Here is a 23,234-nt window from a genome sequence, read left to right on the forward strand (position 1 = left end):
AAGCCCTCGCTCCTATGAATCTCGCAGTTTGTCGACAGCATTGTAGGCTCGCCCGCCTATATTATTGTTATCCTTCTGACCTACTTCACGGGCTGCTCCTGCCAAATCTTTGGTCAAGCGGCTTCGACATGAATCACACATATGTCCTTCACGAATCAGCGTTCCACATACTTCACAAGGATACATCATGTTAGGGGCGTTTTCGATGGAAATCCGACCCTCCCGAATAAAGCGGGTGATTTGCTTAATCGAAATCTCCGTTGCATCAGATAATTCCTGTATATTGGTACCCTTATTCTCACGTAGGTAGTCTACGCATGTCTGGTATTCCTGCTCAATTTCTTTGATACAGTTCGAACATACATCCCGAAAATTCAACGCATATAATCTGCCGCAGCGAGGACAATTACCCAGATTCATTGCTAAAACGCCCCTCTCATACTTCCTTTTCCGAATGGATAATAATTATACATTACCTTATTTTCACACATCAAGCCATAGTCTATTGCAAACATAGCAATGGGTTAAAATGCATGTATGCGCAATCTTATGGATATTGAACAAGTTGTATTTGCAGAATTACACATTAATCTTTCTCAATTGAAGAACTGATGAACATAAGCCCAGATATGATATTATTTCAAAAATCAGTAAAATAATCACCTGTAATGGAGACAGGCATCACGTTAAATATAATATTCATTTTTCATAACCACTTATGGATTCTTTAAACTTAGGATCTGGCCAAAGTCAGCGTGTAAATCTCTATTGGAAGGTTAATAGAAGATCCAGCGTTCAAGATTACCAGCCCGCAGGCATCCAGTGTACTACCCGTTGTGTAGATATCATCAACTATCAGCAATCGCAAGGGAGGAATTGGCCAGCTTTGTGGTGTTGGTTTGAAATTCGAAGAGGCTCCTTCTCCAATCGTATATGAATTAACCGGCTGTGAATGCATATACTTTTGCGCGAATTGAGAGTTGGCTTGATAGAGGTCAAGCATCAACTCCAGTCCATCCGGCTGCATGGCAAAAGCATCCTGCATCGTCTGGATGCGCTCGCCACGTGTTTTGAAGCTTTGTTTGGTGGTGTTGATTCGACGCTGCAGCAGATCAACCACAGGCAGGCGGACGGCTGCGGCAAGTCCTGCTGCGAGCCGCTCGGCCTGGTTGAAGCCGCGCTCGGCAAGGCGTTCGTTGCTGACGGGGACATAGGTCACGGCGTCTGGCCGCCATCGCGGCTTATTGTTTTGGAGCAGCGACTGGCGGCTGCGGGTCGCTGCTCCGGGATGAGCATGCGTGTAGTACGCGTCTGAGCTGTGGCTGTTGTGTTGCGCGTGTATATGCACGGGCACTAACGCGGCAGGTAAGTGAATGGGCGTGGGCGCTGTTACGCGCCCGTCAGGTCGGTGAACGAGAGCGTTTGTTGACGCACTCGAGCCAGGTGGATGTGAATTGGCAGCCACCTGGTATTGAGCAGGCGTGGCGGGATGAGCCACGGGGGCCAGGGTTTCTTTTGCCAAAACAGGGTTGAGTTCTTCACTCATTGCTTGAAATGCTTGAATAATAAGAGCCGTTAACAGTGGCGCGTAGCGCTCGTGGCCTCTGAATTTGTACATCCCAATCCATTCCTTCATTAGAGCGTTATACTGGACGGCGCTGCGGTTGCAAATGAAAGAACGGTTTTGCATGTGTGGGCGGACGCAGTCCGGGCAGCCGATCCCTCGACCACAACGCAGACAGCGGATGGAACGAATCCATGGAATTTGCTGCACACAACGCGGACAGATGCCGGGGTATATCGGAGACAATATGGCTCGTGTACCACAGGTTAGACAAGTCGCTCCGGGTGGGGCGAGTAATCCATGCAGGCGATGGGTGAGTTGGTGCAGGTGGTCAGTGATGCTGCTTAGCCAGTTCGACATTGGATGATGCCTCCCTAAGTATCTATTGGTGAGTTGGCGGGTGAAGGTAGCCTTTTCGTTTTGCGATGTTGTTCATCTTTTGGATCTGGGCCACCGCTTTCACTTGGGAACGCGTACGGCGGGATGATGCGAAGACGACTCTTCCTGCCGGATCATCCATGGAGCGACCTGCTCTGCCCGCCATCTGTACCAGAGAAGCTTCGTCAAAGAGGCCATTGTCCGCATCCAAAATAAATACATCGCTACGTGGAATGGTGACGCCTCGCTCCAAGATAGTAGTGGTCACGAGCAAGCGTATGGTCCGTTCACGAAAAGCAATAACCTTGCTCGCACGATCCGGATCTTGGGATGATGTTCCTTCGATATGAATGTGTGGAAACATGCGACGCATGAGATTTACAAATGCCTCAATCTGAGCGATCCGTGTCACAAAAACAAATACCTGAGCTTCCCGTAGCAAGGAGGATTGAATGCTCTTTTTTAGTGTGGCGGGCAGCTCTCGCTTACGAATACACTCGGCGACGGTGGGCATTTTCAATAGACGTGGTACGGGTAAAGGAAAGCGATGGAAGCGGACTGGAACTTTGGCGTGAGTGAGTTTTCCTTGCGCTGCCTCCCGCTGTAGTCTAGCTGGTGGCGTAGCGGACAGGTACACAAAATGGCCATCAGGCTTGCACGAAGACGCCGCCGCATGAGCGAGCATGGGATCATTATGGTAGGGAAATGCATCGAGTTCGTCGATAATGACTAGATCGAATGCCTGGTAAAAACGCATCAGTTGGTGCGTGGTCGCGAGTGTGAGATGTGCGTCTTTCCAGCGCTCGGTGCTGCCTCCGTATAGCGTAGCGAGCGAGATGTCAGGGAATGCCTTTGCCAAACGAGGAGCAAGCTCCAGCACGACATCCCGGCGCGGCGTAGCAACAAGCGCTCGTCCACCGTGCTCTAATATGTATTGGAGCAGTGGGAAAATCATTTCCGTCTTGCCGGCCCCGGTTACGGCCCACAGCAAAAACCGCCCCGGCCCATCCCCTGCGGATGGCCGGGCCAAAAACGCCAGCGCCGCGGCAGCCGCCGCGCTCTGCGCAGGGCTAAGCCCCCACCGGGCAAGTTCGCCCTCGGTGGGGATAACGGCCGTGCCACGCTGCGATGCACCGCGTGGCATGGCCCCTGGCGCTGCGCTGCGCAGCAGCAGCGCACAGGCACGGCTGCGCCCCAGCGCGAGGCAAGCCTCGCAGTATGCGCACGCCGCCAGGCCGCAGGCAGCGCAGGGCACGCGCTGCCCGGCAAAGCTGCCGCATCGGCGGCAGCGGGGCGCGCTATGCGCGCGACCAAGCCACGCGAGGCGTTGCCGCCGCGTGGCAGGCCCTTCCAGGGCGGCTGTTATGCTCAGCCGCCCACGCAGGTGCGCGAGCTGCGCAGCCGCGCGCCAAACCGAGGCAAGCTGCGGCGCCGTGTCCGCCAGCAGCGCCTCTGCCTCGGCCGCCAGCAATTGGCGGCCGCGAAGCCGCTCAGCCAGCAGGGCCGCGCCCCACTCCAGCTGAGCCCACTCCCCGGCGGGATACGACTCTGGCATCCCGCCCACCTCCGCACCTCTTTCCGCAGTAATCCCCGCTTTGCCCGCCATCTCTCCCCTAGCCTCCAGTTCCCCGGAAGCCCGCTCATACTCTCCCAGTTTGCGTCGCATATACACCTGCCAATGCTCCCCTCCCCACTGATCCATTCCTCGCTCCACCTCAAAATTCTCTACCATCCATGAGGCCTGACTTAAAGGCACCTCCCTGCGTAACAGCAACCATCGCAGCACCCGCTGTCCGCTCACCCCCTCAAGCCACCATGCCACATCCACTCCGATATCCAGTGACAACACCATCTTCCACTCTTCTCTAACTCTGCACACATACAAACCACCCTTCATCCGCTCTCCTCCCTCATCCTCCATGTCCCGAAACACAAAAAAAGCACATGCCCACCGACTATTCGTCGGAGCATGTGCCTCATGTCCATATCTCATACATTCAATATCCATTTGTATTATCACTATATCAATTATGCAGTTCTCCCACAAGTCGTGTAGTTTCCAAAAGCAATCGTTACGATCATTTTACCCATTCAATGAGTAGCGATAATCTTTCTTTGATCATGCGAAACTTTTTCCAATCTGCATCGTCTATACTTTTAACTTAAGAGTTCTGATTTCAAAAAGGTTCGTCCTGCGATCCCCACAAGTCTCCAACAGGGACAATAACCATAGATTGCATAAAAACCCATATTTAATTTAACAGCAAGCTTGGCTACAATGACAAAAAAAGACTACAGCATAAGCTGTAATCTTTAACCTCAAACATGATGAAATTCACGCTTATTTGGGCAAGCTGGCATAACTTCATTGAAAGTGCATTCTGACTGATGACACGCTTTAGCCAGTCTGTCTCAGCAGCTTGCACGATTAATGGACCCAACTGTTGCAAAAAAAGCATCTACTGCTTTGGCTCACGCAAATCGATAAGGCGAATAGAACGCTTCCCGGTCTGATTGCCCTGTTCCATATCGGAAGGGACAGCGGACAAGTAGGATAGCTCCATTCCTTGCCTAAGCATAAGCTTCTCAATAATACGAACCGTTTCGGCTTCCGTACGATCAGCGACAACCGTCAATGTGAAGCTCTTTCCACGGTAAAATAATTCCCGGCAAAGCGCTCTTACAATGCCTTCAATCCGCTGCTCCTGATTGGAAGGAATGAGCATAATCTGCTCGTAGCCTTCGGGGTCCGGACGGGAAAGATGGCGCTGGTGCATGGCATGAACGGCCATTGCCGCCAGGAAGTATATGAGCAGAATCATAGTCAGATGAGCAACCATGGCAACTGCACCTCCTCGGAAGGTCATGCTCACCCATGGCGAACATCCCTGTATACAGCAGTATATGCTGCATCCCCCGAAGGGTTACACTTGCAAATCCAAAACGCGCATATTCCATTCTGATCGACACCGGATGAAGAAGACAGGCCAGGTCGTTCACTCATTCATGCCGAAGCTTGAACATAAGTTCGCCTAACTTCACACTTTGCTCATTTGCAGTAATAAAGTCCATTAACCCGCTAACCAGTCCAACATTCTGGAATGGGCGCGAGTAAACAGAATCCTATAATTGCTATAATCAAACTGCATCTAAATACAATCGTATATTAAAGGGTAACCCAACCATATTTGATCGAGTTGATAACCGCTTGTGTACGATCGTCCACTTCCATCTTCTGCAGAATACTGCTGACATGGTTTTTTACTGTTTTCTCACTGATGAACAGGAACTCACCAATCATTTTATTGCTCTTACCTTCAGCCATCAGACGCAGAACTTCAGCCTCACGACGAGTAAGCGGATTATTGTCGCCAGCGACAAATTTAACGCCTGCTTCCTTGGAAGCTCCTTCGCTCATTGCCCCTGTCTCATTAAGGTACGTCATCCGACGCAACTGCATGATCAGTTTGCCAGTTACTTTAGGGTGGATGAATGCATGCCCTTCATGAACGGAACGAATCGCATTGATCAGGGACTCGGCCTCCATATCTTTCAGCAGGTAGCCATTAGCACCTTTACGCAGCGTCTCGAACACATAACTCTCATCATCATGAATAGACAAGATAATGACTTTGACATCCGGGAACAGCTCACGCAATTTCTCCGTCGCTTCAACCCCGTTTTCCACAGGCATGTTGATGTCCATCAAGACGATGTCCGGTTTATCCTGATTACAGAATTCGAGCACCTGAATCCCATCGCCGCATTCGCCGATGACCTCAATGTCGTCCTCCATATTTAAAATGCGTTTCAGACCTTCACGGAACAGCTGATGATCATCAGCCAAAAGAACTTTAATCGATGTCTTGCCAGTATCACGGTTTTCCATCCTGCTACTCCTTTCCCTTATCCACGTTTGTCGGGATATGAATCACTATTTTGGTTCCTTGATTTTCCGCGGATTCGATCTCTATTCTTCCTTCTAACAGTTCAACCCGCTCTCTCATCCCAATCAGACCGAAGTGGGTATGATCCTTGCTCTTCTTCGCAAGAAGCTCCGGTTTGAACCCAAGCCCATTGTCCTGCACGACAATCTTAACGAGCTGAGCCTGGTATGTAATTTCCACTACAACATAAGTGGGATAAGCATGCTTCGCAGCATTGGACAGACCTTCCTGCACGAGGCGGTAGATCGCAGCCTCCATTGCCGAAGACAAACGGTGTTCCTTGCCTCTCGTTTCAAAAAGCGAGCGGATTTTTGTTTTTTCTTCAAAATCCTGCACGTACTTCCGAAGCGTTGGAATCAATCCCAGGTCATCCAGTGCCATAGGACGCAAATTGAAAATAACTTTTCTCATTTCTCCAAGACTCGAACGAACCTGGCCTTTCAAATCTACTATTTCGGCCTGGACCATCTTAAAATCCTGCTTTATGAGCATTCTTTCTACAATTTCCGTCCTAAGTACTAGATTTGCGAGCATCTGCGCAGGTCCGTCATGGATCTCACGGGCAATACGTTTCCGCTCTTCTTCCTGGGCCAAAATTATTTTCAAACCAATCATTTGTCGATTTTTGGCGGATTCAATGATGCGGGTCACTTGACCCAACTCACCCGACAGATACTCCAGTACAACCCCCATCTGGGAACCGATCGTCTCGGCGCGCTCCACGGAAGCTTCCACATTTTTGGCACGCTTCTGCAGATCATCCCGACGGGCTTTCAGATACATTTCCTTCTCACGGTAAATCATCAGATCCAGCTGTAACTGCGTCGCTTTCTCATACGCCTGCTTGATATCATGCTCGGAATAACGGACGAAGTCGCGGCTAACCTCAGTTAGCCGGATTCTGGAGCGGCGGTAGTTGAGCTCCAATTGATCTACTTTCTCGATCGTTTCCGCCGTCTCCTTCAGAACCGACTTCAATTCCTCGTTCAGCGTTTTCAGCTCATTCCGAGTCGAGTCCATAATCTCAAACATTTGATATTTACTGTTTTCCATGACTTGTATGGCGTTTTTTATGACGCGGTCTATGGCATCGGCTTGTAAATCCACGTTTGTTCGACTCCATTTCTATCGTTTCCGGTATATATCATACCATATCACGATGAGATGGTAACGGTCTTCGTGTTCTGTTCCCATTTTACAGTCAGTCCAAGCTGCTCTGAAACGAGTCTGAGAGGGACTAAAGTCCTACCACCAGATACGTAAGGTGCTACTGTTGCACTTTGTCTTTTGCCATTGATGATGAATTCTTTCTGGCCAACAACCAGATCAATCAGCTTGCCGCCACGCACAACGGTAATCCGTTGATTTTTGCTATCCCAGCTTGCCTGCCCACCAAAAGCATCCAATACATGCTTGATTGGGACATATGTTGTACCATTTTTCAGTACTGGCGCAGCATCAATTGCCTTTTTCGTTCCGTTTACGGTCATGGATTTCTGTCCAAGCACTAGTGAAGCAGTTCCTGTAGGCAAGCCCACTTCACTGGATTTGGATGGCATGGTGAAAGCAATGTTGTCAAAAGCAACCGTGCCTGTCTTCGCACGCTCATCCTGACCTTCTTCCACATTCACCACATAAACCCGTTTCAGCTTCGCCGGATAAGATATATTCAGCCCATTCAGGTCCACATTCAGCTTTTTCCAACCGTCCCAATCAATCGCCTTGGCGAGATCAGCATATACCGTTTTGCCACTGGCATCCGTAAATTCGGCACGCAGCCAGTTCAGACTCTTATCTCCCATAACATCCATCGACATGGATGTCGCAGTTGCAGATACTTCTTTGCCAGTGGAACCGTTCAATTGGGCATATGCATACATTTTCCCTATTCCTGCGGTCATGTCATAGCTCAGCTGCAGCACCTTGGAGCCGGCTTTTTCACCTGTTCCCGCTGTCACGGACGCCGATCCAGTTACACCTGATGCGTTGGTCGTGAAGTTGATCGGGTAGCTTACATTCTCGAAGTTCTCCCACATTGTTTCACTTGCCGCAGCGGAAAGCACAACCACCGTGCTGTAGCCGTCATAACGACCGATCGCATAGCCAACTTGAGCGCCGGAGTTCACAGAGGATACGGTTAATTGGTCTGCAACCACTTTACCTTTGAATCCAATAAATTCCCAAGTCAGCGAGTCCGCTGGCACCGTGACACTTTGTCCGTCTTTGGTCTTCGCCGTTACTGGAATGGAAATCGTTGTGCCCGCTTGGAGCGATCCCAAGCCAGATCCGGCTGTCAGCGAAGCCAGTTCACTTCCGCCCAGCACGGTAACTTTAATGGAAGATGAAGCACCATTACTAGTTGCAGTCAGCGTAGCTGTGCCTGGTTTTACACCTTTGATCGTTCCATTGCTTACACTCACAATGCCGTTGTTGCTCGATTTCCATGTCATCTTAATATCGCCTGTCGCAATCGGGTTATAGTAGGTGTCATATCCTTTGGCTGTATACTTGCCCTCTTGCCCTACCAGCAATGTTTGGCTACCACTCACGGCAAAACCCTTCAGCTTACCTTCTGGAGCCGTAGAGAACACGCCCAGCGTGTTTACGACCTGACGCTGCTCTGTACCGTACTCCGTGTTGAACGTAAGTCCTGCTGTCTCCTCGCCAAGCGGACGAGTTACCATCGTTGTGGAGCCGCCTCCGTCCAAGTTCATGCCTTTCCATACACCAATACTGGTCATGAAGGATTGCAGTTCGGTCAGCGACAAACCGCTGCTGTTACTGTTTTTCTCCGCTGCAATAATGTAGACATACCGACCATCTTGAGAGTAGCCGACTGCTGTTCTCGCACGAATGCCACCGATACCGGAAGCAGCGATATCACGGGAAAAAGTAGCCGCCTTGCCACCATTCACCAGAATGGTATGACCTCCGATCATCATCTGCAGGTTGCTAGGATCAACGGTCTCCCCCGTCGTTTTGGCTTTCAACTTGTAATCCGCACTCAACGTCTGGCCTACCGCCAAGTGAGTCATAATCCATGTCGCTGCCGTTCCATGCGCACGCAAAATGTACCCATCTGCCGGCACCGTCATGTTTAACGCCTTTTTATCCGAAATTTGGGTGATTACACCGTTCTGTACAAGTACCTCGGTTGGTGTTGTGGAAGGATCATTCGGCCGCTTCGTTGATGTCCAAGCCGGTGTATAAATATACATCGAATTGGCGTGACTGTACTTCACCGAGCTCGATTCGACCGTGTAGTCCTCTTTATTTATCCCACGCAAAGCAAACGTTGAACCATCATCTGCCTTCACGGTGCCATCGAATGAATATTCATCAATCATTGGCTTGCCGTCTTTGGTTACGGTGAGGGCATACATCCCTGACAGTTCGGATGGAGTAGATACGAGGACCCCATCCGAGACCTGTCCACCGATTGGGGCAAGTTCCCCGGATACATTGAAATAATCGCCGTTCACGGCGGCTACTGCACCATTTTCCTTAGCCATGCCACCCGTGCTTTGTTTACTATTCAGATTGCCGCCCTTGCCTGTCATGACATCCAGCTTCACATAGGGATTTTGCAAATCCACTTGAATGACATCTGCCAGTACGTTCACCTTCGAGCCGGAACGTGTCGTTGTATAATTGTATTTCATCAACTTCGCACCCGAAGTCAGAATTTCTTCGCTCAATTTGCTTGTTGTTGTAGAAGCTGCTGCAGCCACCGACTGCCATGAACTTCCCGACCACACCTGTTGTCCCGCTCCCAGAACCGGTGCAATCCAGATCACGCCTGCCAGCGTCACAATCGCCCATTTCTTCGCCTTGCTACCCTTAACGTCGTTCAGCCGTTTCTCTTGTTTCCCCAGCATGTTTGAAACGTCTCTCCCATCTTGTATATCAATCTTAGATATCACGATCTCTGCCATGTGGCAGCAGATAGCGAGATTTCTAGTATACTCTTCTATTAATAGACTACTTTTTGTGGAAAAAGTTACGCCCCGAGCCAACATTGAGGTTATAACCCCCATCTTATAAGCTGCTTTTAATAAAAAAACTTCGAATGTACATAATTGTATGTACATTCGAAGTTCACTTAACAAATAATCATTGCTATTGCTCTAGGAAGATTGAATTGAATAGATTGGATTTATTGCATCGAAGTTATAAATACCCTAATTTATTTAATACTCTCTTCAGCATCACTGCTGCCTGTGCACGAGTTGCATTACCTGTTGGTTGGAAGCTTGTTGATGTCATCCCTTGGATGACCCCTTCCTGAACTGCCTTAGCCACCTGTTCCTTCGATTGGATCTTTTTGTTATCCTTGAATTTGGTTAATGTTGAGGCGGCAGACGTCTTGAGTGTAACAGACTTCCCACCATAATCCAGCGCACGCACCATCATAATTGCCATTTGTTCACGAGTAATCAGATTGTTAGGTTTAAATGTACCATCTGTATTCCCTGTAATAATTCCCGCTTTGGCAGCAGCACCGATGTATGCACTGGTTGTTGATCCATAAGAGACATCACCGAAACGCTGAGCTGTTTCCTGGCTCCCTGTAAGCCCTAGTCCTTTGGCAACCATGACCGCGAACTCTGCACGAGTAATATTCATGTCAGGCTGATAATTCGTGCCGGTTTGACCATCAATGATCCATTTTGCAGCAAGTTCTTCTAGAACCGTGCCTGCCCAATGAGATGTGGTATCAGAGAATCGCACAATATGTTGGGCGGCAACAACCGTCTGATTACCAGTAAGTTTCCCTTTTAATACCAGGGCTCCATTCAACTGCACTGGAGTATGAGGAACATTCGATAATCGAGCTATCGTTTTGTCAAATTGAACATAACCTGTAGTTCCACTTGTAACCGTACCTGTCAGACGTATCCACAGTTCGCTGTTTACTTGCTGCTCTACAGATGTCTTGTAAGGACTGGAAGCTGCAATATAGACGTCCGTCAAAGCTGACAATTTCTGAGCATTGGCTCCAACAAGCGCCCCATCCATTGTGCCAGAAACTGTAGAGGGAACTGGTTCGAGTTGAACGATAAGTTTCGCTTCAGTCGTTGTACTGCCTACACTGTTGGCAATTGAAGTGAAGTTTAGTTTGGACAAAGGAATCATCCATAGCTCATCTGCAAGACGTATGCCTATAGCAGCACTTTTGTCACGTGTATAGCTATCTTCAAGACCCTTCAGTGGGAGCGCCACATAAGCTACGGTGTCAGTGGTTGGGACATCAAAAGTCAGCATATGTGATTCCCCGCCTAGACTCGCTGCATATTGGAATCCTTGCGTTAATTTGTCTGCATCAACAGAATACTGATGTATAGAACGACTGTATCTGGATTGCACGGAACTAGTGGTAGCGGCTTCTGGGCTTAACACATACATGGATTGACCGAATAATACGGCATCTCTCGCACTCAGCCATGCTGGTAATGTTGTGGAACCCGTTGTTGAACCGCTAGCATTGTTGGTTAACGTAATGGGTCCAAATGCTGCCACAACTTGGTTTTGGCTATCTCTAAGGGGGACATACTCTGGAGCATAGGATAGAGTAACCGTTTGCCCAGCAGCAACCGATGTGGACAGTTTCAACACTACTGACGAACCTGACGAAGATGCTGTAAGTACGTTAACGGATGTTCCATTTGCCTTTACTACGAATTGTGAATTCGTCAAGCCGGACTGTGTCAACAGATTCGAAGTAAACGTTAGCGTAACCGTATCCCCTTGAATTACCGCAGATTTCACATTTCCAGTCCCTGATGTTTGCGTAATCGGAACCAGGTTAATATAACCAGCCGGGTTTCCGTTCAGGTCTGTTACTCGTAGCGCTCCCGGTACGTAGGATAAAGTGGCATTTTGATTCGATGTAATAGCTGAAGCCAATGTCAGCGTAATCGTATCATCCTGAATATCTACAGCAGTCACATAGAGCGGTGCACCGTTAACTAGAACAGAAAATTGACTCTTTAGCGGTACATTTGTTGTACTCAGAGCCTCGTTATACTTAATCATCAGCTTCGAACCGTTCACTTCTGCACTCTGAAATTCAGGAGCTACTGTATCGAGACTGTTACGTACATAAAAATCGCTGAAGCTTGCTAGCGCCTGGCTGCGTGAGTCTTTTAGCGGGTAAGAGCCCGGTGTATAGGAAACTTTCACAACTTCTGTGTTAGTGATACTACGATCAAGGTACAATACCACTGCAGAACTGCTACTTAATGAAATGGAACTTATCCCTACATTTGATCCACTTGCCGTTACGGTAAATTGATTTTTAGCATCTATATTTGTGATGTAGATACTTTCAGGAAAATACAAAGTAAGTGTACTTCCGCTTACATACCCGCTTTTGGGTTTAGACATGACTGAGTCCAAACTGTTCACGACTTCACGTCCTGACAGCGATGCTGCAGAATTCGATGATGAATCCTGTACAGGTCGAATACCTGGCGTATAGGAAAGACGTACAATCTGGCCCACAGCCACGCCCGTGTCTAACACAACATATACGCTATCGCCAGAAATATAGGCAGAGCTTACCGTTCTGGCTTCGCCGTTAACCGTTACCGTGTAGCTCGAAGTTAACGGATAAACGGAACTGTTCAACGTCTCATTATATGTAAGCTTAATGATGGTATTGGTATACATTTTTGCTGTCTGAAGAACTGGAGCCGTCGTGTCCTTCGTATACGTTTTGAAACTCCAAGATGCCGTTCCAGTCAAACCGGAAAATACATTCCCTGCCTTATCCCTGAATCCCCCTGCTGCAACATCTACATAGTAAATCGTATTGTTTTCCAGCGCCATTTGTGGCACGATTCTTACCTGACGCAAATTTGAGGTATTGATAATGGGTGTAACAGCCACTGTGCTGCCACTTGCTTTGCGCAGTGTAACTGTCCCCATATAAGCGGTATCCAGCTCTTTATTAAACGTAATGGTCAATTCACTATTGATTGGAGCGCTCGTTGCTCCATCTGCAGGATAGAGGGATGATACCGTAAGTGCGGTAGTATCCGTTGAAACGGTAAACGCCCAGCTTCCTTTGGCAATTGCAGATAATTCATTTTGTTGTGCATCCCGAAAAGCACCTGCTGTCAAAACAACATAATATTTAGTGTTGTTCACCATATTATTCGCAGGATCGACAGTTATAATTGAAGTTCCTCCACCCGTAACTTGAGAAGAAGTCACCGGAATCGATTCAACCAATGTGTCGTCACTGTTTTTGTAAATATTAAAAGTTCCACTTGCAGGATATACATCTTTACTGAAAGTTAATTTCAAATTTGCCGCAGGCAATACGCCTGTTGCTGAATTAAGAGGTGATAACTGAGTGACTGTCGGTGCTCCAACCCCTGCTGTCCAGAAGGTCCATCGACTCGCATCTGAAATACCCGGGAAGGCAGTCTCGTCTGCATACATAAACGCGCCTTGATCAATAAGTACATAATATCCGCCTCCAGCAAGGTTTACACCGCTGATCGTCACGGTTGTTCCAAATGGCGAAGAAGGATCTTCACTGTTATCAACAGCGACCGTACTATTGGATACAGAAACAGGCGTGACAGCTTCCTTATTATCCGTTATCCGCTTAATCGTGATATTTCCCGTTCCTTTTTTGACGGGTTGACTAAATTCAATCGTAATAGGCTGTGCACCATTCACACCCACCGCACCTGCTGCTGGGATCGTATTGGTTATACCTAGATCGGACAATCCCGATGCAGCCCGGATATGACTCATTCCTCCCATAGGCCATGCAGTAATTACAAGCAGTACAGTCAGTGCCCATACTACACTCTTCTTCATTAAACTTTGTATTTTATTCAAAACAATGTCCCCTTTCACCTCTATTTCCCTAATCATCTGACAGGCAGACCTCTTTATGTATGTCGGTCAAATGCCCAGTTTTTTTTAGAAATAACTGCATATTAATGATAGGCTAGAGGTCGGTAATCCAACTTCACTAACTTCCAGCTCTTGATGTCCAAAAACTTGGTATATTTTATAGCGCTCTATAACAAGAAAGACCCCCAATTCATAAGAATCAGGGGTCTTAGAGTCTCTATCTATTTACAGAATCAATTTACAGACCTGCTTGCTCTTTCAAAACGTCTGCTTTGTCCACTTGTTCCCAAGGTACATCGAGGTCTGTACGGCCGAAGTGACCGTAAGCAGCTGTTTGTCTGTAAATTGGGCGACGCAGATCCAGCATACGGATAATACCAGCCGGACGAAGATCGAAGTTGTTACGCACAAGCTCAACCAATTTCTCTTCGCTGACTTTGCCTGTTCCGTATGTATCCACGTTGATCGATACCGGGTTGGCAACTCCAATCGCATAAGCGAGCTGGATTTCCACTTTGTCGGCAAGACCTGCAGCAATAAGGTTTTTCGCTACATAACGAGCTGCATATGCTGCGGAACGGTCTACTTTTGTTGGATCTTTACCGGAGAATGCGCCACCGCCGTGACGTGCATAACCGCCATAGGTATCAACGATGATTTTACGTCCAGTCAGTCCTGCATCTCCTTGAGGTCCGCCAATAACGAAACGTCCTGTTGGGTTGATGAAATATTTAGTCTGCTCATCCAGCAATTCAGCTGGAACGACAGGCAGAATTACATGTTCTTTGATGTCTTTTTGGATCTGCGCAAGTAGAGTCTCTTCAGCATGCTGAGTAGACACAACGATTGTATCAACACGTACCGGTTTGTCACCGTCGTATTCAATCGTTACTTGAGTTTTACCATCTGGACGAAGATATTCCAATGTACCGTTTTTACGCACTTCAGCCAAACGGCGAGCGATACGGTGCGATAATGCGATTGGCAAAGGCATAAGTTCAGGTGTTTCGTTCGTTGCAAAACCAAACATCAGACCTTGGTCACCAGCACCAATGTTCTCTGTCTCGCGAGCCATTTGTTCCGGGTCACGGTTCTCCAGAGCTGCGTTAACGCCTTGGGCGATGTCAGCAGACTGCTCGTTCAGAGAAGTCAGGACTGCACAAGTATTATAGTCGAAACCGAACTTGGCACGAGTGTACCCGATTTCCTTAATCGTATTACGAACGATGGACGGAATGTCCACATATTCAGACGCGGAGCTGATCTCACCGATGACAAGCACAAGGCCTGTAGCTACGGAAACTTCGCACGCTACACGAGCATTTGGATCATTCGCTAGAAACGCATCCAATACGGCGTCCGAGATCTGGTCGCAAATTTTATCCGGATGTCCTTCAGTTACAGACTCCGATGTGAATAGATGTCGGCCTTTAATAGACATTGAAGTTTCAACCTCCCATAACGAGTAGTATGGCGATTGCCCGAACAAAACATTTACGTTGATTCGTTCACTGTACCCTCGAAAGCTTTCCGGGCGGAATAAGGACGCAGGGTCCGCAGTTACGAAGATAAGGATTTTTCAGGTAATGGCCTCAACAAAAAATCAACCTTTCCCTAGCGGAAAAGGTTGCGTACCTCAACTGCCATCTTAACGTATTTGTCAAGACGTGTCAAACGGATTGGGATAAGGAAAACACCCTATAAGTGCTGCTGTGCCTGGCGAATCAGCCTTTTTGTAATCTCTCCGCCGACCGATCCATTCTCACGGGAAGTCAGATGGCCCCAGCCTTTATACTGACCATAGGAGTGATCACTTACCTCACCCAGTTCAGAACCAAATTCAGTATCTGCACCAGCAAGACCTCGACCGCCATATCCCACATTCAGACCAAATTCAGCGGCAATTTCATACTTCATTTGATCCAGCATCTGACGACTTTCGGGTACCACTTTGCGATTGCTTCTAGCCATGATTCCTGCACCTCCGGTTATTGGTTGTGTACAGTTATAGAGTGAGCAGGAACAGGGCTGGCTAGCCGTATTAATGATTGTTAGAACTGGTTAATCTGAACAAATGAAATGAATAAAAAGTCTGATAAGTGCTCATCCTATTTCAGAGAATATCCACCACGTACCATGACAGTCAAGCTGTACTTGTTACCATCCAATACCGTTATACCCCGTCCATCTCTTGGAAAAGAGAGCAAGTGATTGGTCGGTGCTGTCTGACCATTCGTCAAATCAACCCCGTCCGTCAGATCAGCTACACCATTCGTACCTTCACTGACGATCACAGCTTTACCGCTACGCACGATGAACTCCGCGCCAGATGTACCGATAAGCTGTTGACCAGGCTTCACAGTCACAATCTCAACGGCATCAGAGGCTCCAGAGACCAATGGAGGAAGCGTTGTGTCTCCACCCGTGCTGCCAGTTCCTGTAGATCCACTGTTACTACCTGATGTACTTCCAGACCCCGTGTTCGCGCTTCCCCCCATAGCCTTTTGTATTTGCTGATCCACATAACTCTTCGTCACTACCGGATCATCTGCTGTTCCCGGTTGGCTTGTACCTGCACCAATTGCCGTATTGCTGTATACAGACCCAACCCACACGCCAACACCAATGGCCAACGCAGCCAGGGATACTTTCATATAAGGTTTCATTAATTAGTATACCTTCCTTTCTATAAAGATAATCTAAATATAATTGTCGTCATTCTCTATCATATCTTTAATAGAAAGATTTCACAACGATGCTTAATCTATGACTCATTCTGCACCTGGTAGATTGCCGACAGCTGGAACAAAACCCATTGCCTGTGTTGCCAGCTTGATCCGTTGACCCTGGAACTCATCATATATAGCAATGCTATAAGCACCACTACGTCGATCTTCAAAAACAACATCTTGAATCGCCCAATTCAAAAATTGGTTGTTACCTTCTTTCAAATCTTTGTCCAATACAATCTCTTTATCGAATACCTTTCCAGTAGGTTCAATCACTTGCACAATAAGTTTGTGCTCACTTTCTGGCAAGTTCAACTCATTATTTCGTGCAGCATCATAATTCCATGAGAGGTTCACCGTTGATCCACCACTAAGAGAAGCTTTAAAGTCTCTCGTTTGAAGCGAGTAAGGATAGATTGCAAGATTTTTAATTGTGCTTAATGTGGACTCCTGATCAGGTTTAAGCTCGAATGAAGCTGCATCTACATATCCGGCACCAGTACCAGTAGCCTCTTTCCCTGTGTTCTCCCCACTCACGGTCTCACCAATCAATAACCTCATATCGGAGACAACCGTTTTCCTCGGAATCTTGGACCACATAGTTACTAATGCAGAATCACTAGGCCCTGCTGGATAATCAATCTGTTTAACTGTTGTTTTGTAATACTCACCATTTTTGGATTCGTAATATCCTGTTAATTTGGCTAGATCAATTTGCCGATCCTCAATATTTTTCACCTGAAGCTCCGTGTATACAATATCGGAAGACGTTCCTGGATAGATCAGTGTTCTTTTCACTTGAAGTTCAGATTTCTTTCCAGGTGTATTCAATGCATATTTAGTTCCCAACACTACTTGAGGAACCTGCGGGAGCTGTCCAATGTGTGTAAGTCTAATCAATTCAGATGAATTTTCACCTACTACTTCAGACAATGCCACTTGTAATTGAGCTACATCCAAATTGGTAGGAAGTGAAGTTAATAAATGTATATCGACCGACATCCCTGGTCCCAATAAAGCAGAATTTTGACTTACGAGCAGCTGAGTATTTGGTATATCTGCTGAATCTATTGATAACATCCCTTTTAGCTCAGGAAGCTTAATTGTATTCGTAGATATATTACGTAAAGTTACTCTTGCTGACAGGACATCAGCGTTATCCCAAGGAAGACGCTGAACAGAATTCCATGTTACACCCAATGTTCCATTCTCAATCTGAAGTGTGCTCTCTGTACCAATGGACTGCTGCATGGAGTTGGCTTTGGGCAGGATGTATGTTCCAGCAGGATAGGAGAATTTAATCTCTTTGCTTTCCGTACCCTCTGCACCCTCAGCTTTTGGTGTATTCATAACCAATTTCAGTGTTCCATCTGCTTCATCGTAAGGCAAACTAAATGTCAGACGAACTAACCGCTCTTCATCCGGTTTCAACTTTAAATTATCCAGTGCCTTGGTAGACAACGGATAATCATTCCCTTTTTTGTTTTGAACGGAGAATTCATATTTAGGTACTAAAACTTCCCGTGAGCCTGTGTTTTTAAATTTGAAGTTAACGGTATAGTAATTATTGCCATGAGTCTGACTTACACTGACGTCTCCCACACTCGTAGCCATCTTGCCTTTATTGTCATCGAGCGTTATTGTATGGACCTTGCCAACCTTAATTTCTGTATTTTGCAGCGAATTTGATTTTGGCGTTTGCATGGTCGCGAGTGGAATAACCGATTTCTCAGCTTCATTTTCTTGAACCATAATAAGCTCAGCCCCATCCAGCTTTACCTTCTTGGGAACAGTTGTTATATAGTTTATGCTTTTGGACTCTTGAGGCTGTAAGCTGTACGTTGTATCGTTCGAATTCAGAGTAAGTGGGTAGCTGCTACCACCTTTTGTTCTCAGAACCCACTTCACGTTCGGATTTTCCAATCCCTTATAGCCAACGTTATGCAGATTAATTTTCACACTTGCATAATTGGATGTGTCTGAGGCAGAGAATGTCTGTAAACCCTGAACTTTTATTTTTATTGGAATATCATTAATCCGTACCTTTTTGACTGTATTCACTGGGGTAGCCACCGTGTACGAGGCAGGAATATTGATTTTTCCCAGAATGCTTTCATAATTTGGCTTGCTGAAGTCCCATTTTACAATTTCGAAATTCAGATTGCTGAGCTGTACGTTTTTTCCGACAGTCGTCACATATGTAACGGATAAGGTAGAGCCAGCAGCAACACTCTTTTTCTCTGCATCTTGCGTCAGCAATTTGGAAGTATAGATCGTTCCTCCCTTACTTCGCACCTTTGTCCAGTAATCAACTAACTGCAAACTTTTTTTCTCATTGTTAGTGTATGTGAGGGTATACGTAATAAGCTTGCCTTCGTCTTGTGTTAACACGTTTACATCAGTAATTTTGACATTAATTTTGGTTGATAGTTTAACAGCCGGAAGATTAGCCAACGTTTTAACAGCTTTTTGAGCTTGAGCTGTCTTATTAGAAGAAGCTGCAGCTCTAACAATCTGAAGATCGTCAATCCATAAAGTATGAGTCATACCCAATACAGCACCTACGACTATGAATTTCTTCAATTTTTTATTCACAAGAACCTCCAATATAAAAAATAGACAGTAAATTTGAAATCACTTTACTCATTAAACGTTAAAATGAACATCTTAGTTGCATCGTTATCTTTATTTTATAGCATAATTCCAGAATATGTATAACAATAATGATACTATTTTGAATGAATAAAAAAGACCTCCCAAGGGAGGTCTTTAGGTTGAAATAATAATATTATTTCAGGTTAGAAACGAGATCAGATACATCGAAAGTAGTCAAAGCGTTTTTATCAGCAGATTTATCTGTGATTGCTTTGGAACCAGCATTGTTAGATCCGTTGAAAGATACGGAAACATAATCAGTAGCTGCTGGTGCAACATCAAATTTGATGTACAGTTTATTAGGGTTAACAGTATCAACACCTACAGTAAAGTCTGTAGTTTTAGTGTCATTAACTGTTACAGTGAACAATCTCTTAACAGCTGCTTGAGTTACCAAGTCACTGTTAATTTGCAGATCTTCACTTGCTGTAACATAAAGATAAGTTGCTTGTGTTGCTGAGAATGCAGCAGAAGCTTCATCAACCTCAGGTTTAATTTGGTCTTTAACTGTTACTCCAACAGTTACATTGTTACCAAATGTATCCTGTGCTGCACCTGCTTCTACATTGATTGCTCCAGTGAAATCAGCAGCAAGTTTGTTGGCATCGGAGAACGTAAGTGTCAACGTTTTACGATCGTTGCTCAAGCTGTAGTTGCTTGGTTTTTTGCCATCTACAGTGAATCCAGTAGGATTTACAAAGGAGATCGCAGCGTTAAATTCAATTGTTACAGAAGTTCTGCTAGTTGCATAAGCGGAAGTTGCTGCTACAGAAGAAGTACCAATTGTCGATCTCAACTGGTAAGATCCACCTTCAGTAATATATTCTCCATCAGCATTAGCAATGTAGCTTGCTGTCAGAATTGAACCATTATTTACAGTAAGACTGGATGGTTTGTTGTCAAGAGAAATACGAACAGTATTAGCAGAAACCAACTCTACATCAGAAGCGTAGGTAGTGATTGCTGTGCCACCAACTGTGTATTTTTCAGGCTCCAAAGCGCTTCCTGTACCACTAGTTGCAACGTTAGTGTTGTACTCTACATACACATATCCATTAGCAATCCAAGAGCGATCAATTTTACCAACTCTTGCTTCAGCGCCATTTACTACAAGAGCGTACGGCAACAGTGTGTTTGCAATTGTTGAAGTATCTTGAATACCAGATACAGTCAGAGTGTACGTATCATCACCAATGGATTTACCAAGGTTCACACTAACTGTTTTATTAGTGCTGTTGTACTCAATAGCACCAGTAGGATATCCGTAAGTGTTGATTCCAGTAATGCTAGCAATCTTACCATCTTTATCAGTTAGAACGTAGTTAGAACGTGTTTCGGCAGAAGTTCTGGATACGTCTTTGCTGAATTTCAATGTTGCAATGTAGTTACCATTAGCATCTTGAGCAAAGCCTGTGGATACAACTGTTGGACGAGTAGTATCCAAAGTTGGTGTTACTGTAGTTGTACGATCAGCAGAATTATCGCTGTAATCTCTTACACCTTTAAGTGTAATTGCATTCTCAGACAAGTTCAGGTTGTTAGCGAACGTCAGAGTCACTTTGTTGTCAGAAACAGAGATGCTTGCAGAGTTGGAAGTAGTATTAGCATAAGCGCTAGTTACATTTTTAACTGGCTCATTGAATGTCACTACTACTTTTTTCAGATCCGTAGAAGTTACAGATGTTACTTCTGGAGCTGCAGTATCAACAGTTGCTGTGAATTTGTTATCAACAGGAACGATTGTCAGACCAGAGAAATCTTGAACTTTACTTACTGTCAACGTGTGTTCGCCTTCAGTCAGGTTAGTTGTCAAGATTACTGTATCTGGATAGCTGTAGCTTACAGAAGCTGCAACAACATTGCCATCTACACGGTAGTTACCAGAAACAGCAGCTTGACTTCTATCAACTGGCTCACTGAATTTAATTTTAATTGCTTTAGTTCCCAGGGCAGTTACAGATTCAACAGTTGGAATTGTAACATCAGCTGGAGTAAAGCTTACTGTTTGTGAGAAAGTTTTAGTAGCGTCAGCATTTTTAACGTTAGCAATTTTGAGGTCAGTTGCTCTTTGAGAATTCAAAGCACTACCGTCCGCCAAAAGCAAAGTTACAGAAGTTTTGTCATCAGACAATGTAGCACTATCAATTGTTTTGTTAGCAATCGTGTAGTTACTTACTTCAGTAGCTGTAGTTTCATCAACAGTACCGTCAAATGTTACAACAACTTGTTTCAGGTTTCCAGCTTTAACAGATTGAACTGCTTGAGCTACAGTTGTTTTGTAAGTTACTTTTTCAGTGAAAGATTTATCTTTGTAAGTAAATTTCACTTCAGTTTCTTTGTTGGCTTCGAGAGCTTTATCCAAAGTCACTTTAACGGATTCGCCGTCACTCATTTTGAAAGTAACAACTTTACCAGCTTCAGTTACATCGTAAGAAGCAACTTTCAAGCTTTGCTCTTGATCAATTGCGTAAGCAGCGCCTACAAGCAATTGACGGGAAGCATTGGATTGGAAGTTCAAGCTGGAATCAAGCAGACCAGCGTTGATAGCTGCTTGAACATAACCTTTAGCCCAAGCTGTTGCTGAGTTGTTAGTTTCAGTTGGAACTTCGAGATCCAAAGCGATTGTCAGAACTTTCGCCATTTCTTCGATAGTTACTTTACCGTTGAAGTCGAAGATTTTCTTCTCAACGTTTTTACCTTCCATAATGCCTGCAGCTGTTACTGCTTCAATGTAAGGAGCAGCCCAGTTTTTAGCATTGTAGTTTTTATCGTTGTAAGAATAAACACCAGTAATTTCTTTCAGACCAAGCAATTTAGTGATAACTTTTGCGAACTCAGCGCGAGTCATCTCTTTGTCCAAACCAGCTGTTCCATCTGGGTAACCAGTGAAAACACCTTTTGCTTTCAATGCATCAAACTGTTGTTGTGGTGAAACTGCTGTATCACCGAATGCTACAGATGCAAACATCGAGAATGCCATTGCTGTAGACAATGCTACGGATAAAATTTTCTTCATAACCTTTTTTTCTCCTCCTTGGGCGTTCATAACATGGGAATTTTCTTTAATAGTTTCGCTCGTGTTCCTCATATATTGTTGCACCCCCTTTCCAGAGTCCTGAGCAAGTTAATATAAATGATGTCTGTGAGCATATCACAGAAACTTGTAAACAATCATAATAATAGAACCATACGAAAATAGAGTAGTTTCCTAATCCTACCTAACGTATTATACAATGGGTTACTCTCGCCGTAAAGCAATTTTTTCTAATAAATAGACAAGATTCTTCACGAGGTCATTCTTGGTAAGAGGCCCAATGTTTTTGACTCTACATCTTAAACGCAGCAGATTTCAAAAAGTTGCGGATTCCTCAAAAAAAGTTTTGAACTTATTTATGTATTGATACAGTGCGGGTAATTTGATGTTCAAAACCATAAATTCAATAGAGATAAAGCAAGCTGCGTGAAATTATATGGTGTATGAATGAAAGGGGACGTTTATTTATACCCGCAAACCCGCTCCATGAAGCGACAAATTCTTCTAAATGTAAAATATAAATAAAAGGCATTCCATATGGAATGCCTTTCGTAAAGTTTCGTTTCTATGCCTTAGCGAATTTTCATCGCAAGATCAATAATTTGAGAACGCATATTCGGATCACTGTTCAATCTTAGATACATGTCATCAATAGGTTGTCTATTTTCCCGGTACGTCTTTTCATGCTTCATCGTGGTGTGAGACCATTCAATCAAGTCATTCTCAGCCAAAACCAAATTGTTATACGCATCATGGAAGCCAGTCGCCTGTACAAGCCCTTCCATCACTTCTTGGGAAACTTCCTGTGTTTTACGTGTATCTTCTATTTTCTTCTCCAGAATGACTGCTTGTTTCTCGAACTGTGTCTTTGCTTTCATGTAGCCCAGCTGGGCTTTCGAATAAATCGGTTTCATTAGCTAACTTCACCCTCTAGATCATTGTGTATTTACCGCTATTGTATCTTAAACTCTAGTGAATTACAAAAATAGTTATTGGTAAAATAAATATTTCTTCTATTATAAATGTGATTTATACAGCTGATTTACAGTTAC

General features: G+C 45.4%; 15 protein-coding genes. 1 reads left to right on the forward strand and 14 read right to left on the reverse strand.

Annotated features, from left to right (window positions below):
* Positions 1-12: 12 nt before the first annotated feature.
* Together RS891_RS28640 and RS891_RS28645 are read right to left on the reverse strand one after the other, a co-directional pair.
* A complete protein-coding gene (locus tag RS891_RS28640; protein ID WP_064641917.1) occupies positions 13-420 on the reverse strand; it encodes a TIGR03826 family flagellar region protein in 408 nt (135 codons plus the stop codon).
* A gap of 313 nt (positions 421-733) precedes the next feature.
* Positions 734-1,219 (reverse strand): ComF family protein, encoded by a 486-nt coding sequence (locus RS891_RS28645; RefSeq protein WP_315793806.1) that lies wholly within the window; start codon positions 1,217-1,219, stop codon positions 734-736.
* A gap of 445 nt (positions 1,220-1,664) precedes the next feature.
* On the opposite strand from RS891_RS28645, the gene RS891_RS28650 reads away from it, so the two are divergent.
* Entirely contained in the window at positions 1,665-1,931 is a 267-nt protein-coding gene (locus RS891_RS28650; RefSeq protein ID WP_315793807.1) for a hypothetical protein, read from the forward strand.
* Positions 1,932-1,946: 15 nt separating this feature from the next.
* Here the strand turns inward: RS891_RS28650 and RS891_RS31760 are convergent, their stop codons facing one another.
* The 12 genes from RS891_RS31760 to RS891_RS28710 form a co-directional block, all read right to left on the reverse strand.
* Positions 1,947-3,839 carry a helicase-related protein gene (locus tag RS891_RS31760; RefSeq protein ID WP_397386872.1) on the reverse strand — a complete coding sequence of 631 codons (1,893 nt, stop codon included), beginning with the start codon at positions 3,837-3,839 and terminating at the stop codon, positions 1,947-1,949.
* A gap of 562 nt (positions 3,840-4,401) precedes the next feature.
* Complete coding sequence (locus RS891_RS28660; protein ID WP_315793809.1) at positions 4,402-4,782, reverse strand: hypothetical protein; 381 nt, start codon at positions 4,780-4,782, stop codon at positions 4,402-4,404.
* A gap of 326 nt (positions 4,783-5,108) precedes the next feature.
* A complete protein-coding gene (locus RS891_RS28665) occupies positions 5,109-5,831 on the reverse strand; it encodes a response regulator transcription factor (RefSeq protein ID WP_063567747.1) in 723 nt (240 codons plus the stop codon).
* Positions 5,832-5,835: 4 nt separating this feature from the next.
* On the reverse strand, positions 5,836-6,996 hold the full coding sequence (locus tag RS891_RS28670; protein WP_024631628.1) for a sensor histidine kinase: 1,161 nt from the start codon (positions 6,994-6,996) through the stop codon (positions 5,836-5,838).
* 47 nt (positions 6,997-7,043) lie between these two features.
* Positions 7,044-9,767 carry a stalk domain-containing protein gene (locus tag RS891_RS28675; protein WP_315793810.1) on the reverse strand — a complete coding sequence of 908 codons (2,724 nt, stop codon included), beginning with the start codon at positions 9,765-9,767 and terminating at the stop codon, positions 7,044-7,046.
* Positions 9,768-10,059: 292 nt separating this feature from the next.
* Complete coding sequence (locus tag RS891_RS28680) at positions 10,060-13,746, reverse strand: Ig-like domain-containing protein (RefSeq protein ID WP_315793811.1); 3,687 nt, start codon at positions 13,744-13,746, stop codon at positions 10,060-10,062.
* Positions 13,747-14,002: 256 nt separating this feature from the next.
* Positions 14,003-15,205: a methionine adenosyltransferase gene (metK, locus tag RS891_RS28685; protein WP_063567744.1), complete on the reverse strand. Its 1,203-nt coding sequence runs from the start codon at positions 15,203-15,205 to the stop codon at positions 14,003-14,005.
* Between the two features lie 257 nt (positions 15,206-15,462).
* The gene (locus RS891_RS28690) at positions 15,463-15,735 is read right to left on the reverse strand and encodes an alpha/beta-type small acid-soluble spore protein (RefSeq protein WP_053782866.1); all 273 of its coding nucleotides are present in this window, start codon (positions 15,733-15,735) and stop codon (positions 15,463-15,465) included.
* Between the two features lie 137 nt (positions 15,736-15,872).
* A complete protein-coding gene (locus RS891_RS28695) occupies positions 15,873-16,430 on the reverse strand; it encodes a hypothetical protein (RefSeq protein WP_315793812.1) in 558 nt (185 codons plus the stop codon).
* Positions 16,431-16,535: 105 nt separating this feature from the next.
* A complete protein-coding gene (locus RS891_RS28700) occupies positions 16,536-19,088 on the reverse strand; it encodes a DUF4352 domain-containing protein (protein WP_315793813.1) in 2,553 nt (850 codons plus the stop codon).
* Between the two features lie 193 nt (positions 19,089-19,281).
* Complete coding sequence (locus RS891_RS28705; RefSeq protein ID WP_315793814.1) at positions 19,282-22,236, reverse strand: S-layer homology domain-containing protein; 2,955 nt, start codon at positions 22,234-22,236, stop codon at positions 19,282-19,284.
* Between the two features lie 518 nt (positions 22,237-22,754).
* Complete coding sequence (locus RS891_RS28710; RefSeq protein ID WP_315793815.1) at positions 22,755-23,096, reverse strand: hypothetical protein; 342 nt, start codon at positions 23,094-23,096, stop codon at positions 22,755-22,757.
* Positions 23,097-23,234 lie beyond the last annotated feature (138 nt).

Source organism: Paenibacillus sp. BIC5C1, from assembly GCF_032399705.1.
Taxonomy (GTDB): domain Bacteria; phylum Bacillota; class Bacilli; order Paenibacillales; family Paenibacillaceae; genus Paenibacillus; species Paenibacillus taichungensis_A.

Coding starts and splice junctions, on each gene's coding strand:
- RS891_RS28640 (WP_064641917.1), bottom strand. CDS start 420: ATGAATCTGGGTAATTGTCCTCGCTGCGGCAGATTATATGCGTTGAAT.
- RS891_RS31760 (WP_397386872.1), bottom strand. CDS start 3,839: ATGAAGGGTGGTTTGTATGTGTGCAGAGTTAGAGAAGAGTGGAAGATG.
- RS891_RS28660 (WP_315793809.1), bottom strand. CDS start 4,782: ATGGTTGCTCATCTGACTATGATTCTGCTCATATACTTCCTGGCGGCA.
- RS891_RS28665 (WP_063567747.1), bottom strand. CDS start 5,831: ATGGAAAACCGTGATACTGGCAAGACATCGATTAAAGTTCTTTTGGCT.
- RS891_RS28675 (WP_315793810.1), bottom strand. CDS start 9,767: ATGCTGGGGAAACAAGAGAAACGGCTGAACGACGTTAAGGGTAGCAAG.
- metK (WP_063567744.1), bottom strand. CDS start 15,205: ATGTCTATTAAAGGCCGACATCTATTCACATCGGAGTCTGTAACTGAA.
- RS891_RS28690 (WP_053782866.1), bottom strand. CDS start 15,735: ATGGCTAGAAGCAATCGCAAAGTGGTACCCGAAAGTCGTCAGATGCTG.
- RS891_RS28695 (WP_315793812.1), bottom strand. CDS start 16,430: ATGAAACCTTATATGAAAGTATCCCTGGCTGCGTTGGCCATTGGTGTT.
- RS891_RS28705 (WP_315793814.1), bottom strand. CDS start 22,236: ATGAGGAACACGAGCGAAACTATTAAAGAAAATTCCCATGTTATGAAC.
- RS891_RS28710 (WP_315793815.1), bottom strand. CDS start 23,096: ATGAAACCGATTTATTCGAAAGCCCAGCTGGGCTACATGAAAGCAAAG.